Source organism: Moorena sp. SIO3I6 (assembly GCF_010672095.1).
The window spans coordinates 1-1,465 of sequence record NZ_JAAHHU010001277.1; the positions used below are offsets into that span (position 1 = coordinate 1).

Consider the following 1,465-nt stretch of genomic DNA (forward strand, 5'->3'; position numbering starts at 1 on the left):
CACCTTAAGAATTAAATTCCCATGGTAGTGCGCGCCTCAAAATGAGAATTGCTATACTTTGGCCACCCTACTTTAATTGGTATTTTTTTTACACCCAAGTCCCTAAGCGGATTTGAGCTTACCTTAACTTCTGAGTATTTGCTACCAAACTTTCAGCAAATTTATCGAAGCGCTCGGAAAGTTTTTTATCCAAAAGCTTGCCATCTTCACCAAAAGCTTTCCAAGCCTGACCAATTGCAATTTGCTCTGGAATCACCCAACTATGTACCCAGCGCATAATTATCCGTAGGTCATTGAGAGCGTTACTATTCGACTGACCCCCTAATACACTAATCAAACCGCTAACTTTCCCTTCGAGATGTTCAAAACTCATCAAATCTAGGGCATTTTTAAGTACACCACTCACACTACCGTGATATTCGGGTGTTGCCAGAATTAAGCCATCGGCTTGCTTGACGGTTTCTTGTAATCGGGTGACATCTGGATAGTCTGCATAGTCACTATCACCAGTGCAAAATGGTAATTGCATCTGACGCAAGTCGAGGATTTCAGTGGATGCACCATTAGCTTTAACTCGGTCTATAGCATGCTTTAGAGCCTGATAGCTATAGGATTGATGACGTAAACTACCACTAATTCCAACAATGTTCACCATCTCACTAACCTCTGTTTAACTATAGTGCTGAGTGCTGAGTGCTGAGTGCTGAGTGCTGAGTACTGATTTCTGAACGCGATCGCGTGCGCGAATGCGCATATGCTGAGTCTGCTTGACTGTCAAGGGTCAAGCAAGCTGAACGCGATCGCGTGCGCGAATGCGCATGTGCTGAGTGTTTGAGTAGAGCAAGTTGTCCTGTGTTCTCGTCAAAGCTACCAATTATCAAAGACAGAGGGTTTTACGTACTCGTTATGACTACGTTTAGTCTAGCAAGTTGGGAGCAACTTTGTCAAACTCCTTTTGTGGCAGATCGGAGTATGTCCGCCCAGGACCGCAAGCATACATTCGACCATCATGCTGTGACCGATAAGCCATAGGTGGGCTCTTACCATTAAGAATTAAATTCGCTCTTTGCGCGCGCCTATGGGCAAAGCCGACGCGGGGCGCGAACGGGCGCGCACCTGATCATTTTGTTGTTTAATCGACAGGGCATCGAGATCAGCCGGAATGGCTAACACAGGTCCTGGTCGTTGACTAGTCATTAGAGCCCCTTAGCCAACGAACTATTCAAGCTACAGCCCTTATGCCTAAAGCCATTCAACCATTAGCCAACGAACCTAACCAAATTAATGAATAAAAACAGTCTCCTGATCTAGAGTCAACCTATTACTTGAATTGGACCGGTGGTACTGGCACTAAAGAATTGCTGCACTAGAGGATTATCTGTGGTATCTATCTCCCCAACGCTGCCGGACCACTGTACTTTGCCTTTGTAGAGGAAAACAACCCGGTCAGCGGTGCGGCGAATTG

At 45.7% G+C, this 1,465-nt stretch carries 1 protein-coding gene and 1 pseudogene; both read right to left on the reverse strand.

The annotated features are described in order from the left end of the window. Nucleotides 1-118 precede the first annotated feature (118 nt). Complete coding sequence (locus F6K49_RS48520) at nucleotides 119-655, reverse strand: NADPH-dependent FMN reductase (RefSeq protein WP_293109842.1); 537 nt, start codon at nucleotides 653-655, stop codon at nucleotides 119-121. Nucleotides 656-1,313: 658 nt separating this feature from the next. After that, nucleotides 1,314-1,465: pseudogene (locus F6K49_RS48525) on the reverse strand (ABC transporter ATP-binding protein); the annotation flags it as partial.

What these genes read in the sequence shown, in the direction of transcription:
- F6K49_RS48520 (WP_293109842.1), bottom strand. Translation starts at nt 655, where the DNA reads ATGGTGAACATTGTTGGAATTAGTGGTAGTTTACGTCATCAATCCTAT.